This window comes from Ensifer sp., assembly GCF_031989085.1.
Taxonomy (GTDB): Bacteria; Pseudomonadota; Alphaproteobacteria; order Rhizobiales; family Rhizobiaceae; genus Ensifer.
In genome coordinates this window covers 201666-216274 of the sequence record NZ_DALZXU010000004.1, presented here as the reverse complement: position 1 = coordinate 216274, position 14609 = coordinate 201666, and the positions used below count along the sequence as shown (strand labels likewise).

General features: G+C 63.8%; 11 protein-coding genes and 1 tRNA gene. 2 read left to right on the top strand and 10 right to left on the bottom strand.

All coding sequences use genetic code 11. The features are described 5' to 3' along the window. Positions 1-101 precede the first annotated feature (101 nt). The 4 genes from RTP54_RS19945 to tesB all read right to left on the bottom strand — a co-directional run bounded on the left by RTP54_RS19945 (position 102) and on the right by tesB (position 5867). Positions 102-2774 (bottom strand): DNA translocase FtsK, encoded by a 2673-nt coding sequence (locus RTP54_RS19945; RefSeq protein ID WP_312365356.1) that lies wholly within the window; start codon positions 2772-2774, stop codon positions 102-104. A gap of 243 nt (positions 2775-3017) precedes the next feature. Beyond that, positions 3018-4382, bottom strand: a complete 1365-nt coding sequence (locus RTP54_RS19940) for an ammonium transporter (RefSeq protein ID WP_312365355.1) — start codon at positions 4380-4382, stop codon at positions 3018-3020. Positions 4383-4409: 27 nt separating this feature from the next. Then, positions 4410-4748 carry a P-II family nitrogen regulator gene (locus RTP54_RS19935; RefSeq protein WP_112806535.1) on the bottom strand — a complete coding sequence of 113 codons (339 nt, stop codon included), beginning with the start codon at positions 4746-4748 and terminating at the stop codon, positions 4410-4412. Positions 4749-4976: 228 nt separating this feature from the next. Next, on the bottom strand, positions 4977-5867 hold the full coding sequence (tesB, locus tag RTP54_RS19930; protein WP_112806533.1) for an acyl-CoA thioesterase II: 891 nt from the start codon (positions 5865-5867) through the stop codon (positions 4977-4979). Positions 5868-5952: 85 nt separating this feature from the next. Between tesB and RTP54_RS19925 the strand changes: the two genes are divergently transcribed. Further along, on the top strand, positions 5953-7167 hold the full coding sequence (locus RTP54_RS19925; RefSeq protein WP_312365354.1) for a ubiquinone biosynthesis hydroxylase: 1215 nt from the start codon (positions 5953-5955) through the stop codon (positions 7165-7167). Between the two features lie 205 nt (positions 7168-7372). Here the strand turns inward: RTP54_RS19925 and RTP54_RS19920 are convergent, their stop codons facing one another. From RTP54_RS19920 to RTP54_RS19905, 4 genes are all read right to left on the bottom strand, one after another. Continuing rightward, positions 7373-7561, bottom strand: a complete 189-nt coding sequence (locus RTP54_RS19920; RefSeq protein ID WP_112806530.1) for a Trm112 family protein — start codon at positions 7559-7561, stop codon at positions 7373-7375. A 10-nt stretch (positions 7562-7571) separates the two neighbouring features. Next, positions 7572-8252 (bottom strand): LON peptidase substrate-binding domain-containing protein, encoded by a 681-nt coding sequence (locus tag RTP54_RS19915; RefSeq protein ID WP_112814986.1) that lies wholly within the window; start codon positions 8250-8252, stop codon positions 7572-7574. A 142-nt stretch (positions 8253-8394) separates the two neighbouring features. Then, positions 8395-9372: a thioredoxin gene (gene trxA / locus RTP54_RS19910; RefSeq protein ID WP_312365350.1), complete on the bottom strand. Its 978-nt coding sequence runs from the start codon at positions 9370-9372 to the stop codon at positions 8395-8397. Between the two features lie 58 nt (positions 9373-9430). Then, the gene (locus RTP54_RS19905; RefSeq protein WP_112814988.1) at positions 9431-9940 is read right to left on the bottom strand and encodes a prolyl-tRNA synthetase associated domain-containing protein; all 510 of its coding nucleotides are present in this window, start codon (positions 9938-9940) and stop codon (positions 9431-9433) included. 255 nt (positions 9941-10195) lie between these two features. Here RTP54_RS19905 and RTP54_RS19900 point away from each other — a divergent pair. Next, positions 10196-10270: transfer RNA gene (locus RTP54_RS19900), tRNA-Gly, on the top strand. 188 nt (positions 10271-10458) lie between these two features. On the opposite strand, the gene RTP54_RS19895 is transcribed toward RTP54_RS19900, so the two are convergent. Together RTP54_RS19895 and RTP54_RS19890 are read right to left on the bottom strand one after the other, a co-directional pair. Further along, entirely contained in the window at positions 10459-13446 is a 2988-nt protein-coding gene (locus RTP54_RS19895; protein WP_312365347.1) for a TonB-dependent receptor, read from the bottom strand. A 132-nt stretch (positions 13447-13578) separates the two neighbouring features. Then, positions 13579-14604, bottom strand: coding sequence for a FecR family protein (locus RTP54_RS19890; RefSeq protein WP_312365344.1), 1026 nt, complete (start codon positions 14602-14604; stop codon positions 13579-13581). Positions 14605-14609 lie beyond the last annotated feature (5 nt).

Genomic DNA, 14609 nt, shown 5'->3' with positions numbered 1-14609 from the left:
CAAGTGCGGCACCTTCAAGGCGTTTTTCATCGCCGTCGGCGGCCAGCGCTCTCACATGACCGTTACCGGGCTGCCATGTGCTCCCAGAGATTTGGCCGGATTTACCGGCCGGTGATTTCGGCTTCTGTCGGCACGAGGATTTCGCGTTTTCCGGCATGGTTTGCAGGACCGATAATGCCTTCCTGCTCCATGCGCTCGATCAGCGATGCGGCCCTATTATAACCGATCCCGAGGCGACGTTGCACATAGGATGTGGAGGCCTTGCCATCGCGCAGGACGATCGCCACCGCCTGGTCGTAAGGGTCGTCTGACTCGCTGAGATTGGAGGTGCCGGCCGGGCCGCCGCCGTCATTGTCCTCGTCGTCGTCTTCGGTGATCGCGTCGAGATATTGCGGCGTGCCCTGGGTCTTGAGATAGGCGACGACTTCCTCGACCTCGGTGTCCGAGACGAAGGGGCCGTGCACGCGCTGGATGCGTCCGCCGCCGGCCATGTAGAGCATGTCGCCCATGCCGAGCAGCTGTTCGGCGCCCTGTTCGCCCAGGATGGTGCGGCTGTCGATCTTCGAGGTGACCTGGAAGGAAATGCGGGTCGGGAAGTTGGCCTTGATCGTGCCGGTGATGACGTCGACCGAGGGACGTTGCGTCGCCATGATCACGTGGATGCCGGCGGCGCGCGCCATCTGCGCCAGGCGCTGAACGGCCCCTTCGATGTCCTTGCCGGCGACCATCATCAGGTCGGCCATTTCGTCGATGATGACCACGATATAGGGCATCGGCGACAGGTCGAACTCTTCGGTCTCGTAGATCGCTTCGCCGGTCTGGCGGTCGAAGCCGGTCTGCACGGTGCGGGTGATCGCATCACCCTTGGCCAGCGCCTGCTCGACACGGGTGTTGAAGCCGTCGATGTTGCGCACGCCGATCTTCGACATCTTCTTGTAGCGCTCTTCCATCTCGCGCACGGTCCACTTGAGCGCGACGACGGCCTTTTTCGGGTCGGTCACGACAGGCGAAAGCAGGTGCGGGATGCCGTCATAGACGGACAGTTCGAGCATCTTCGGGTCGATCATGATCAGTCGGCACTGGTCGGGACGCAGCCGATAGAGCAGCGACAGGATCATGGTGTTGATCGCCACCGACTTGCCCGAGCCGGTGGTGCCGGCCACCAGCAGATGCGGCATCTTGGCGAGATCGGCGACAACAGGCTCGCCGCCGATGGTCTTGCCGAGGGCCATGGCAAGGCGCGCCTTCGACGTCTCGAAGTCGCGCGAGCCGACCAGTTCGCGCAGGTAGACGGTTTCGCGGCGCTGGTTGGGCAGCTCGATGCCGATGGCGTTGCGGCCGGGGACCACGGCGACGCGGGCGGCGATCGCGCTCATCGAGCGGGCGATGTCGTCGGCAAGGCCGATGACGCGCGACGACTTGATGCCGGGCGCCGGCTCCAGTTCATAAAGGGTGACAACCGGACCGGGGCGGACATGGATGATCTCGCCCTTGACGCCGAAGTCCTCGAGCACGCCTTCGAGCATACGGGCGTTCTGTTCCAGCGCATCGGCCGAAAGCGAGGCGTCGCGGGTGACGTTCTTCGGTTCGGCGAGGAAATGCATCGGCGGCAGCGCGAAATCGCCGTCGTCCTCGACAAACGAGCGCTGGGCCTCGCGCTCGAAGCGCTGGCCGGTCTTGGGGCGAGGCGCGGGCGTGACGACGCGCGAACCGGCCTTGGGCAGGCCCTGCTTGGGCGGGGCGGACCGCGGCGCCCAGTCGGCCGCCGCGTCGAGATCGTCGTCCTCGTCATCGGGCAGGATGCCGGCCGGGCGGCGGTCGTCCATGTCGAACGGCAGGTCGTCATCGTCGTCGGCCATGATCGGCGGCGGCGTCACGACGCGGCGCTCGGATCTGTCGAGCGAAGGTTCGATGCGGTCGCCGGCAGCCATCGGCTTCGGCCGGGCCGGTTCGTTCAGCGTGCCGAACTCGTCGTTGTTGAAATCGTAGGGCTCGTCGTACTGGCGCTTCGTCGGCGCGCGGGTTCCGCTCATGCCGAAGATGCGGCGCACGCGCGCCTGAACCGTGTAGCGCATATGGGCGAACGAACCCATCAACAGGGTGAATGGGCCTTCGCTGTCGTCCTCGTCCAGCTCGTCGCGCACGGTGCGCGCCTTGCTTGGTGTCGGCTCTTCGATCTCGTCTTCGTCCTCCTCATCGCTGACGCCGATCAGGCCGGCGCTGTAGATCAGGCACCAGGCGGCAGGGGCGGCGAAGATGCAGGCAAGCACGGTGGCAAAGGTGCCGGTCGGGAAGGCGCCGGTGAAGAGCGCGGGGAACCGAAGGATCATGTCGCCAAAGACGCCGCCGAGGCCGTTGGGCAGCGGCCAGGTGATCGGGGCTGGAACGCAGCTTAAGGCAGCACCTGCAAGCACCGATCCGACGAACCAGAGGCCGAGGCGCTTGACGATCTTGTCGAAGCGCCTGCCGCCGATCAGCACCAGCGCCCAGGCAACGGCCGGAAGCAGGGCCACGACGCTGGCAAGCCCGAAGAACTGCATGAAGATGTCGGCAAAGGCAGCGCCCGCATAGCCGAGTACGTTGGTCGGCTCGTCCGATGTGGCGTAGGAGAAGCTCGGGTCGGCAACATTCCATGTCGACAAGGCGGCGATGGCCAGCGCCAGCGCGCCGAACAGCGCGAAGCCCGCCAGCGACGCGATCTGTCGCCAAACGAAGGTGGTTAGCACGAACCGGTTGGAACGGCTGTCAAGCGCTGCCGGATTGCTTCTGCTCATGTTGCCTGCTGCCCGTCTCGATCTCTAGGGCACATTGCGCGCCTTGGAATCAACCTAAGCGAAGCACGGTTAATGCGACATTAACCATGCGCATATGCCGCTAAAATACCGGTGGGCGAGGGGCCACAGGTGGCGAAATCGCGCAAAAAAGCCCGGATCTGTCGATCCGGGCCAAAGGCGATCCGCATCAGACGGACCGCGACGGGAGGATGAGCGGCGCCAATTTAAGGCGCCGCGATTGGCTTAGCTGTGGTAGGCGGCTTCGCCGTGCGACGAGAGATCGAGGCCTTCGCGTTCGGCTTCCACCGAAACCCTCAGACCGACGATCGCGTCGACGACCTTGTAGAGGATGGCCGAGACGATGCCGCACCATACGATGGTGATGGCAACGGCAGTCAGCTGGGTCATGAACTGGCCGCCCATGGTGACGCCGTCGGCATAGCCGATGCCGCCGAGCGAGGACGAGGCGAAGATGCCGGTTGCCAGCGCGCCGAAGAAGCCGCCCACGCCGTGGACGCCGAAGACGTCAGCGGTGTCGTCGTAGCCGAACTTGTTCTTCACCACCGAGACGAAGAAGTAGCACAGCGGCGAAACGATCAGGCCCATGACGATCGCGCCCATCGGACCGGCGATGCCGGCAGCAGGCGTGATGGCAACGAGGCCGGCGATCATGCCGGAGGCCGCACCCAGCATCGAGGCCTTGCCGCGGGTGAAGGTTTCGACGACAGACCAGGAGAGGATGGCGGCAGCCGTTGCGAGGAAGGTGTTGACGGTCGCGAGCATCGCGCCGCCCGATGCCTCGAGGTTGGAGCCGGCGTTGAAGCCGAACCAGCCGAACCACAGCATCGCCGCGCCGACGAGCGTTAGCGTCATGGAATGCGGTGCCATCATGTCGCGGCCGAAGCCGGTGCGATTGCCGACCATGATCGCGCCGATGAGACCGGCCACGCCGGCATTGATGTGGACGACGGTGCCGCCGGCGAAGTCCAGCGCGCCCATGCCGAAGAGCAGGCCGTTGCCGTCCCAAACCATGTGGGCGATCGGGAAGTAGACGAAGGTTGCCCAGAGTACCGAGAAGAGCACGGCTGCCGAGAACTTGATGCGCTCGGCAAAGGCGCCGACGATCAGGGCCGGCGTCAGGGCGGCGAAGGTCATCTGGAACAGCATGAAGATGTATTCCGGAATGACCACGCCTTCGGAGAAGGTGGCGGCCGTGCTGTCAACCGAGACGCCCGAGAGGAACATCTTGGCGAAGCCGCCAAAATAGGGGCTGGTCGAGCCGCCGAACGCGAAGGAATAGCCGTAGACGACCCAGACGATCATCATCGTCGCGCCGATGACGGTGCACTGCATCAGCACCGACAGCATGTTCTTGGCGCGCACCAGGCCGCCGTAGAAGAGCGCGAGACCCGGGATCAGCATGAAGAAGACGAGCAGGGTGGAGATGAACATGAAGGCCGTATCGGCCTTGTCGGGAACGGGGGCTGCGGCAGCGGCAGCGGCGGCTGCCGGTGCTGCTTCCTGGGCAAAGGCTGCGACCGGCGCAAGAAGGGCGGCAGAGGCTGCGCCGATCCTGACCAGAGAGGTGGAAAGTTTGCTTGACGACATCGAGTAGTGCTCCCTGAACGGCGTGGCTTACAACGCTTCTGAATCGGTTTCGCCGGTGCGGATGCGCACGGCATGGTCAATCGAGTAGACAAAGATCTTGCCGTCACCGATCTGGCCGGTCTTGGCAGCAGCGGCGATCGCTTCCACGGCCCTGTCGACGATCTCCGTCGGGACCGCGATCTCGATCTTCAGCTTTGGCAGGAAGCTCACGGCGTATTCGGTGCCGCGATAGATTTCGGTATGTCCCTTCTGGCGGCCGTAGCCTTTGACTTCGGTTACGGTCAGGCCCTGGATGCCAACGGCAGTGAGGGCTTCACGGACCTCATCGAGCTTGAACGGCTTGATAATGGCCATCACAATTTTCATCGTTTCCCATCCTTGTTCGCCTCCGGCGGGAGGCCATCTCTCCTTGCTGCGAACGCTGAAGCGCCTTGCAACCGGACAGCTACATTCAAGGGGCGTGCCAGATTCGTTTCCGCTGGCTAAACCTATGAAAAGGCATGGGAAAATTATCGGTCGCGGCAGATGTGCCGCGACGCGCTAAAAAATCGTCACTTTAGAAGATTAAAAAATAGGCAGAAAAGGTTCGTCGCCTTATTTTTGTTCAGGTGCCTTTTTCCGGATCAGGCCTTCCTGCGCCACCGAGGCGATCAGCACCCCGGAACGATCAAAAAGGCTGCCGCGGGTCATGCCGCGGGCACCGTGGGCGCTGGGGCTGTCCTGGGTATAGAGCAGCCAGTCGTCCATCTTGCACGGACGGTGGAACCACATGGCGTGATCGAGGCTTGCAACCTGCAGGTTGCGATCGAACACCGACGTCCCATGGGCATAGAGCGAGGTGTCGAGCAGCGTCATGTCGGAGAGATAGGCGAGAACGGCCGCCTGCAGATGGCGTTCGTCGGGAACCTGGCCGACGGCCTTGACCCAGACGTCCTGCGTCGGCTTGCCGTCGTTGCGGGCGAAGTAGTGGGTGAGCGAGACCGGGCGGATCTCGATCGGCCGTGGCCGCTCCCAGTAACGCCGGATCGCTTCGGGCGCCTGCGCCAGGAACTTGTCCTTCAGTTCCTGCTCGCCCGGCAGGGTTTCCGGCATCGCCACCTTGGGAATGTCGATCTGGTGATCGAAGCCGTCCTCGTCATACTGGAACGATGCCGACATCGAGAAGATCGCCTTGCCATGCTGGATGGCCACGACGCGGCGCGTGGCAAAGCTCGAGCCGTCGCGGATGCGGTCGACCTCGTAGATGATCGGCACGGAGGGATCGCCGGGCCGCATGAAGTAGGCATGCAGCGAATGCACGTAGCGGCCGTCGTCGACGGTGCGCTGGGCGGCGACCAGCGCCTGCCCGATCACCTGGCCACCGAAAACGCGCTGCCAGCCGACCTGGGGACTGCGGCCACGAAACAGGTTCTCCTCGAGCTTTTCGAGGTCGAGTGTGGCAAGCAGCGCATCCATGGGCGTTGCGGTCTCGGTGGGGCGCGACATTTCGGCAGTCTCCGATGGTAGGAACGGCGATGGCATTGATCTATATAGGCATGAAACGATGCTCAAGTGCGACGGGAGAAAGCGGATGATCGATGTGTTGATTGCCGGTGGCGGCTATGTCGGCCTTTCGCTCGCGGTTTCGCTGAAGAAGGCGGCGCCGCATCTTTCCATCTCCGTCATCGACGGCGCGCCGGAAGGGGCATGGAAGCGCGACGAGCGCGCCTCGGCCGTGGCGTCCGCTGCCGAGCGCATGCTCGATGTGCTCGGCGTCTGGCAGGCGATCGCGCCGGAGGCGGAGCCGATCCGGCGCATGGTCATCACCGATTCGAAGACATCAGATCCGGTGCGTCCGGTGTTTCTCACCTTCGACGGGGAGGGCGAAGAAGGCAGGCCGTTCGCCCATATGGTGCCGAACACGGCCATGATCGGGGCGCTGCGGGCTGCCTGCGACGAATTCGGCGTTACGGTGCGCCAGTCGACGATGGTCGAAACCTTCGAGAGCGGCGACCACGCGGTTGCCGTGACGCTTGCCGGCGGCGAACAGCTGGAAGCCCGGCTGCTGGTTGCCTGCGACGGCGTGCGCTCGAAGCTGCGCGACGCGGCCGGCATCAAGACCGTCGAATTCGACTACGGCCAATCGGGTATCGTCACCACCGTCGAGCACGAGCGCCCGCATGAGGGCACCGCCGAGGAACATTTCCTGCCGGCCGGCCCCTTCGCGACGCTGCCACTCAAGAACAACCGCTCGTCGCTGGTGTGGACCGAGCGTACCGCCGATGCCGAGCGGCTGGTCAAGGGCGACGATTTTCTGTTCGAGGAAGAGCTGGAGCGCCGCTTCGGCCACCGGCTCGGCCATCTCAAGGTCGTCGGCGGCCGCCGCGCCTTTCCGCTCGGCCTGACGCTGGCGCGCGACTTCGTCAAGCCGCGGTTTGCGCTGGCGGGCGATGCCGCCCACGGCATCCATCCGATTTCCGGCCAGGGCCTCAATCTCGGCTTCAAGGACGTGGCGGCGCTGGCCGAAACGATCGTCGAGGCAGACCGCCTCGGGCTCGATATCGGGTCGCTGGCGATCCTCGAGCGCTACCAGAGCTGGCGGCGCTTCGACACGTTCCGCATGGGCGTGACGACGGATGTACTCAACCGGCTGTTTTCGAACGACATCACGCCCGTCAGGATCGCCCGCGATTTCGGACTCGGCCTTGTTGACCGGCTGCCGTCGCTGAAAAGCTTCTTCATCCGCCAGGCGGCCGGGATCGCCGGCGACGCGGACCCGCGGCTCTTGTCCGGTCAGCCGATCTGATCGGCAAGCGCTGCATCCCTGGTATTGCCCCTCACCCTAGCCCTCTCCCCGCTTGCGGGGAGAGGGGATCAGGTCGCGTGCGCGATGATGCCGCCACATTCAAGAGAAGAAATCGGGCACCGAGCGCGCAACGGGTTCCTTCTCCCCGCTTGCGGGAGAAGGTGGCCGGCAGGCCGGATGAGGGGCAGGCGTCGCGAGGAACGCCTCAGTCCTCGATCTTGCGCGCTTCGGAGATCAGCATGATCGGAACGCCGTCGCGGATCGGATAGGCGAGCCGCGCCTTTTCCGAGACGAGTTCGCCGGCGTCGGCGTGGTAGCTGAGCCGGCCCTTGGTCAGCGGGCAGACGAGCAGTTCGAGCAGTTTCGGATCGACCTTGCTGGCGTTGACGTCCATGGTGTCTCGCTTACTGCAGGATGTTGTCGACATCGCCGAAATTGCGTGCAAGCACGATCTCGGTAATGGCGATCAGCGTTTCGGCGCGGGTCTTGAGATCAGGCGCTTCCAGCAGCGCCTGTTTTTCCGCCGGACCATAGGGCGACATCATCGCCATGGAATTGACGAGCGTGCGGTTGCTTGCGCGCTCGACGCTCTCCCAGTCCGCCTTCAGCTTGTTGGCTTCCAGATAGGCCCGGAAGGCAGCCAGCAGTGCGGAGCGATCGACAAGGCTCTCGTCGTCACGATTTTCGAGATCGGCCGTGAAAGGCCCAATGCGGAAGCGTCGGTAGCCGCGGGTGCCTGCGACCTCGCTGAACAGCCGGTAGCGGCACACACCCGTCAGCGAGGTGATGTAGCGACCGTCGCCGGTTTCGGCAAAGGAGGTGATGCGGCCGATGCAGCCGACCTGGCACAGCGCCGGAACGGGGCCATCGCCGATCTCGTTACGGCCTTCGCAGAAGGAGGGCTGCACGATCCCGATCAGCCGGTTGCCCGACAGCGCGTCGTCGAGCATCGCGAGATAACGCGGCTCGAAGATGTTGAGCGGCAGCTGGGCGCCCGGCAAAAGCAGCGCGCCGGTCAGCGGAAACACCGGAATGATCTCCGGCAAGTCCTGCGGACCTAGATAACGTGCATTTCCGACATGCATTCCGATCGACCTTGCCGAAGTCTGGTCTTGCCCCCGCCACGCGCCAGGCGTGACCAACCAGATCAAGAAATGGTGCGCTCCTTGAAAATCTCAAGGGAAAAACGCACCGATCTTGATGTCTAGCTCAGGAAAACGGGCTGGCTCAGGAAAACAGGATCGACGACAGCTTGCGGCGGGCGGCGATCGTTGCCGGATCCTTCGGGCCCCAGACTTCGAAGAAGGAGACGAGCTCGCGGCGTGCGCCGTCGTCGTCGAAGGCCCGGTCGCGTTTCATGATCGTCAGCAGATGGTCGGCGGCGCCGTCGCGGTCGCCTTCGACGTTGCGGATCTTGGCGAGCATCATGCGGGCTTCGTGGTCGTCGGGGTTGGCGGCCAGGCGCTGCTCGAGGGCGTTCGGATCGCCGAGCTTGCGGGCTTCCTCGATCTGGTCGAGCTTCTTGGCGATCGCGCCGATACCGGCATCCTTGGCAAGATCTTCCGGCAGGCCCGACAGCGCTTCGCGCGCTTCGGCGAGCTGGCCGAGCGTGATCATGCAATCGACCATGCCGGCAATGGCCACCACATTGTCCGGGTCCGCCTGCAGCACGGCGCCGAAGAGGCCGGCGGCGTTCTCGGCATCGCCGGTTTCCAGCAACCCCTTGGCGTCGGCGAGGGCTGCCTCGATCTCGGCCTTGCTGTCGTCGACGGCAGGGCCTGCGACCTTTTCGATGAACTGCTTGATCTGGCTTTCCGCCACCGCACCCATGAAGCCGTCGACCGGCCGGCCGCCGACGAAGGCGATGACGGCGGGGATCGACTGGATGCCGAGCTGGCCGGCAATCGACGGGTGGTCGTCGATGTTCATCTTGACGAGCTTCACGCGGCCGGCAGCTTCCGTCACGACCTTTTCGATCACCGGGGTCAGCTGCTTGCACGGACCGCACCAGGGCGCCCAGAAATCGACGAGAACAGGCTGCTGGCGCGACGCGTCGAGCACATCCTTGGAAAAGTTGGCGGTTGTCGTTTCCTTGATCAGGTCACCACCTGCCGGGGCGGCTGCGACCGGCTGGCCGCCGAAGGAAGCCGAAGCGCTCATCTGGTTGCCGAAGGACCCTGCATAGGGATTGTCGTTGCCCGTCATTCTTCTCTCCTCGCCGGCTCTTCATCCGGCTTCCTGCATTCGCGCCAAAGATCGTATGTCAGGCTGTCACTTTCAAGACAAGCGGTTCATGTCCCGTGGCTTCCATGAAGCGCAGCAGATCCTTCGAGCCGATCGAGGTGGTGGCGTCGTTGGAGAGCGGATGGCAGTTGATCACATCGAACTTCATCAGTTCCTCGTCGATGATCACCTTGACGTTGCCGCCGGTGTCGTTGATCGCGCCGAGTGCGGTGACGGCTCCCGGAATGACGCCGAGATATTCCATCAGCTTTTCCGGCTTGCCGAAGGAGACCTTGCTCGACGCGCCGATCACCTGGTGCACCGTCTTCAGGTCGACGGTCGCATGTTCCTCGACGGTCAGCAGGAAGTAGTTATCCTTCTTGTCCTTCACGAACAGGTTCTTGGTGTGACCGCCGGGGATCTCGTCGCGCAGCGCCACCGATTCGGCCACGGTGAACACCGGCTCGTGGTTTTTGGTGCTGTGTTCGATGCCGAGATCGTCGAGAAAACGAAAAAGTTCGTCCGCGGTCTTCGGTTGCGCGTCATTCATCGGGGTGATTCTCCTGCCAAATCGGTTTTTTCCGGTCTGCTTTAGGGGAAAACGTCCGCGCCCTGCAATCTTGCAGGCGGCGGCGGGGCGCGAAAACGCGGCATTTGCGGGCTTCTCGAGGGGCTTCCCAAAAAATATTCGATTTCGCGTCATTTCCCTGTTGCATTCCAAAATCGCTTAGGCCATATACCGCCCGTCGCCGCAAGACACGGCGCCGCCACGGTCCACCGACTACCCCCGGACCGAGGTTAATGAGCGGGTGTAGCTCAGGGGTAGAGCACAACCTTGCCAAGGTTGGGGTCGGGCGTTCGAATCGCCTCACCCGCTCCATTTTTCCCAACCGATCAAATTCAGACGTTCAGGGCCGGCGCCATCGCCTCGGCCTTCTACACCGAGCGCTTATAGCGCAGCCGTTGCGTGCCGGAGTGCCATCTCATTGGCGCGACTGTCGTTTTCTGTTGCAGAACGAAAAAAACGGCGCGGACGTGCCGCACCGTTTTCACGCATTCCCGATCTCATCAGAATTTCATCGTCAGGCCCGCGCGGAAGGTCCGTCCCGGTGCCGGCATCATGCTTTGCGCCAGCGGATCGAGATAGTAGCGGTCGGTGAGGTTTTCGACCGACAGGTTCAGCACCGCGTCTTCGCGCAGCTCGTAGGCAAGGAACGCATCGAAGACCGCGACCGGGTGATAATAGACCTGGGCTGCCGTGACATTCTTCTGCCAGGGCTGGTCGAGCTTTTCCACCGGACCGCTGGTGTAGGTCATGCGGCCGCCGATCGTCAGGGTCTCATCGAGGAAGCGGGCGCCGGCGGTAACGTTCACGGCGTATTTCGGCGGGTTCTGCGTGTTGGCGTAGGAGCCGCTGAAGCCGCCCGGCGTGCAGTTCGGGGTGCCTTCCGTGCGGGTGTATTGACTGGCTGCCGCCCGCAGCTGGGCGGCGACGACGGGATCGCAGGTCTCGGCGTTGAAGTAGTAGGTGGTCGAAAGATCGGCGAAGAACCGGCCCTCGTCGTAATTTGCCTGTAGCTCCAGCCCGGAAACCTTGAAGCTCTCGGCATTGCTCATCAGCATCATGCCGTTGCCTGTGGGGTTGTAGAAGCGGGTTATGTAGTCGTCGATTTTCGTATTGAAGTAGGCGAGCTTGAGCCCGGCAGTGTCGCCGGGCGACAGGAGATCCGATGCCACCGTGCTTGCGCCGATTTCCCAGGCGCGGGAGCGTTCGGGCTTCAGGGTTCCGGCCTGTGTGACCTGTAGTGTGCCCTGCGAGGATTCGAACAGGCCCGGCATGCGCAGGCCTTCGGTGTAATTCACATAGACGAGGGTGTCGTCCGTGATGTTGTGGCTGATGCCGAAGGCCGGCGCAAAGCCGCCGTCCTTGCGTTCGAGCTGATCGCCGTATCGATACTCCTTCACGAACTCGGCGACCTGCGGCGCATAGACGGTGGTCGAGTTATATTTGAGGTCGCCGATCCTGACCTCGGAGTTGTCGGAATAGGTGGTCGCCTTGCCGTCGTTCAGCAGCGGGTTGGTGGCATCGGTGAAGTTGCCGTCCTTGTCGGCGAACCAAGTGGCGTTGGCCACCCAGCTGTTTCCATCCTTCAGCAGGATGTTTCTGTAGGACCTCTTCTCGTAGATCGCTTGCGAATGCCGGTTGTTGTCCTTGCTGTTGAACCTGACATAGCGGCCGCCAAAGCGGACCGAGAGCGCATCCGTCGGCTGCAGCGTGAATTGCCCCGAGAGGCTGCCCTCCTGGCGGTCGCCATCGCGCAGGATCCGGTTGTTGTTGCGGTCATCCAGGGTGATGACGACGCCGTCGGCGGGGCGGATGGTCTCGTTCATGAACGATGCCCCGAAATCGAGCGTCGCCTGACCGAGGCCGGTGTCGAACTCCGCCTTGTTGCTGGCGTCGATGCCCCAGCGGCGGTTCTGCTGGCGCGCCCAGCCGTAATCGTTGTCGAATTCGGACCGCTGGGACCGAGGAACCATCGGTCCGCCGTTCAGCAGTTCGCTGTCGGCATCCGTCATCCAGACGTTGGCCTTGAAGTTGATCAGGTCGTTGTCAGCGGGATCATAGGCGTAACGCGCGTTCAGGGCGTCGATCTCCATCGAACCGAGCGGCCACTGCCCGAGGGTGTCCTTGCTGCCGCGGAAGATGACGGAGGGCATGATCTCGCCGAAGCGGCCGTCGAAATGGCGATAGCCGACATCGAGTGTCTGTTCGTCGGTCGGCCGGATCGTCGCCTTGAGCAGCACCGACTGGGTGTTGCTCGAGGTGTTCATGACCTCCTCGCCCTCCTTGTAGACCTTGGCGACGGACTGCTCCTCATAGAAAGAGGTGCTGCCGTCCCAGCGGCGCTGCGGCGTGAAGATGCGGTAGCGGTCGCGACCATGCGAACCGGCGAAATAGTTGCCCTCGTTGCGCTTGGCCAAGGCGCCGACGAGATCGAAATACTCGTTGCTGTAGGCGACCGCGGCGCTGCCGGACTTGGCATCGGAATTGAAGATGTTGCCGCGCTCCGTGCGAGCGTTGGCGCTGTGCTTTTCCCAGCGCGGAACGCCGCTGCGCGGTTCCTGCGGCGAGATCCCATTGTCCGACATGTCGCCCTTCAGCCTGACGCCGAAGCTCGCTCCGTCCTTGAGAATGTCACCGACGCCGATCGTCTGCATCGCGACGGTGCCGCCGATGGCGCCGGAGGCTCCGGGAGTAACGCTAGGGCCCTTGTTGATCAGCACGCCGCCGATCAGATCGGGATCGATGTAGCTGCGCTGCTGCGTGCCGGCGTAGCCGCGATAGGTGTCGAGCGCCTGCTGGCCGCCGTCGACGGTGACTGCAACGCGGTTTTGGCCCTGGATGCCGCGGATGTTGACGTCGAGGCCGCCGCCGTTGCGGCTGTCGCCCACCTGCACGCCCGGTTGCCCCTTCAGCATGTCGCCGGCGGTGCGATGGCTGAAGCGGTCGATCGTCTCTGAGGAGATGTAGACGGTGGAATTCGGCGCGGTATAGACCTCGTCCTTCGGCGAGCGAACGCGCCCGCCACGCACCGTTATCGCCTCGAGTTGCGTGGAGCCTGTCGCCAGGGACGCGTCCACGGGTGCTGCGGCTTGCCCGAGAACCGCAGCGTTGTCGCCATTGACGTGGAAGCGGATGCCGCTGCCCTGCAGCAGCCGCTCAAGGCCCTGTTGCGCGGTATAGCGGCCGTTCACCGCGGTCGAGGTCACATTGCGGCCAAGGCTTGCCGGTTGCGAAATCTGCAGTCCTGTCTGCCGGCTGAAGGCGCTCAGCGCGCTGGAAAGTGGCTGGGCCGGGATGTTGAACGCATGCACCGTTTCGTTGGTCCGGGTCTCGGCAGGGATCGTCGACCCGTTCGACACGCCTTGCGCATCGACTGTCGTGGCGGTGCAGAACAAAACAAGCGCCGTCGTCGCCATCAGGCCCGCGTAACGCGTCAGCCCTCCATATCTTGTCCCATCGACGAGTGAATGTGCCGGTACCACGGATGCCATTTCAGTACTCTCTCCTGATCTGCAGACGCGGGAAAACGAAGCGCCTCAGAATGCAAGACAAAGTGCGGACGGATTTTTTTCAGCTTTCGAGCCGATCGCTCAAATAAACTTGAATTTTTTTATCCTGTTTTATCAGAGGCGGGTGATGACGCGCAGAAGCGGCGACGCCGACCGCACGGTGCCGCCATAGGGACCGACCAGCGCCCGCAACGCCTGGTCCGGCCTGGTGAGGTCGTAGATGCCGCTGACGCGTTTTGCCGCCAGGCCGCGATCGGGAACGGTGATCCAGGCAGGGTGATAGCGCTGGATCAGCTCCACCACGGAGCCGATCGTCTGGTTGGTGACGTAGAGCCGGCCTTCGCGCCAGGTGGCGATGTCGCTCACGGCGATGGCGCCTCGTGTCTCTGCGCCGCTGTCGCGCTCGATGCTGATGACTTCGCCGGGCGCAAGCGTCGCCTGCGAGCTCATGTCGTCGCGGAATCTCGTCCTGACGCTGCCGTGCGCCAGGGCCACATCGGTGGCGGCGGAGGTCATTCTTACGTCGAAGGCGGTTCCCAGCACCTCGACCTCGACGCCGCCGGCCTCGACGACGAAGGGGCGCCCGTCGGCGACGACATCGAAGAAGGCCTCGCCGGCAAGGAGCGTAATCTTTCGTCCACCGTCGCCAATGGCCGATTTGATCGCGCTGTCGGCGCCGAGCACGACGGTGCTGCCGTCTTCGAGCTTGACGGTCCGGATCTCGGCCGTCGCGGTCAACTGATCGGCCTGAAGGCGGAGCATGACGGCGGGGCCGAAAAACAGCGCGGCGCAAAGGGCGGCCGCTGCCGCCGCGCCAGCCAATCTGGGCCGACCGAGGCGGCCCGCCCATGCCCGCCGCGCGTGAGCGTGGCGCCGATGTGTCGGCGATCTTGGGACGGTGTTTTCACCGCGTGCCGGCGAGAGGCGTCCGTATTCGGCAGGCGCTTCACCGAGGGCATCCCACATCGCCTGGGTCCTGTCCCAGGCCGCCCGATGCTCCGGCGATTGCGATCGCCAGGCCTCGAAGCGCCGACAAAGATCCGCATCCTGCGGGGTCTCGCGTAGCTGCAGCAGCCACTCGGCCGCTTCTTCCAGGACCGCAGGCGTCTTGTCGCTGTCGTCGTTGCCAACTGATTTCATCGCGA

Excerpts from the sequence above, each read along its gene's own strand:
- RTP54_RS19945 (WP_312365356.1), bottom strand. The coding sequence starts at position 2,774 with ATGAGCAGAAGCAATCCGGCAGCGCTTGACAGCCGTTCCAACCGGTTC.
- RTP54_RS19940 (WP_312365355.1), bottom strand. The coding sequence starts at position 4,382 with ATGTCGTCAAGCAAACTTTCCACCTCTCTGGTCAGGATCGGCGCAGCC.
- RTP54_RS19935 (WP_112806535.1), bottom strand. The coding sequence starts at position 4,748 with ATGAAAATTGTGATGGCCATTATCAAGCCGTTCAAGCTCGATGAGGTC.
- tesB (WP_112806533.1), bottom strand. The coding sequence starts at position 5,867 with ATGTCGCGCCCCACCGAGACCGCAACGCCCATGGATGCGCTGCTTGCC.
- RTP54_RS19925 (WP_312365354.1), top strand. The coding sequence starts at position 5,953 with ATGATCGATGTGTTGATTGCCGGTGGCGGCTATGTCGGCCTTTCGCTC.
- RTP54_RS19920 (WP_112806530.1), bottom strand. The coding sequence starts at position 7,561 with ATGGACGTCAACGCCAGCAAGGTCGATCCGAAACTGCTCGAACTGCTC.
- RTP54_RS19915 (WP_112814986.1), bottom strand. The coding sequence starts at position 8,252 with ATGCATGTCGGAAATGCACGTTATCTAGGTCCGCAGGACTTGCCGGAG.
- trxA (WP_312365350.1), bottom strand. The coding sequence starts at position 9,372 with ATGACGGGCAACGACAATCCCTATGCAGGGTCCTTCGGCAACCAGATG.
- RTP54_RS19905 (WP_112814988.1), bottom strand. The coding sequence starts at position 9,940 with ATGAATGACGCGCAACCGAAGACCGCGGACGAACTTTTTCGTTTTCTC.
- RTP54_RS19895 (WP_312365347.1), bottom strand. The coding sequence starts at position 13,446 with ATGGCATCCGTGGTACCGGCACATTCACTCGTCGATGGGACAAGATAT.
- RTP54_RS19890 (WP_312365344.1), bottom strand. The coding sequence starts at position 14,604 with ATGAAATCAGTTGGCAACGACGACAGCGACAAGACGCCTGCGGTCCTG.